The sequence below is a fragment of the Cytobacillus oceanisediminis 2691 genome, assembly GCF_007678455.1.
GTDB classification, from domain to species: Bacteria; Bacillota; Bacilli; order Bacillales; family Cytobacillaceae; genus Mesobacillus; species Mesobacillus oceanisediminis_A.
This window is the reverse complement of record NZ_VEEP01000452.1, coordinates 1-229: the sequence shown is the minus strand read 5'-3', so window position 1 is coordinate 229 and position 229 is coordinate 1. Positions and strand designations below refer to the sequence as shown.

The 229-nt window shown below is 31.4% G+C and carries 1 pseudogene; it reads left to right on the top strand.

From position 1 onward, the window contains the following. A pseudogene (locus FS736_RS24035) lies at positions 1-229 on the top strand (aspartate/ornithine carbamoyltransferase family protein); the annotation flags it as partial.

Genomic DNA, 229 nt, shown 5'->3' with positions numbered 1-229 from the left:
ATTAAATATATTGAACAGTATTCAGACATCATGGTTATGCGTCATTTTCAAAATTATACTGTTGAAAAAGCATCGAAGATCACCCATATTCCTATGATTAATGCCGGAGATGGAACAAATGAGCACCCTACGCAAGCTTTATTAGATTTATATACGATGACAAAAGAATTAAATGGATTAGAAGATAAAGTTATAGGAATAGGTGGAGAAATTAATTGTAGAGTGATTC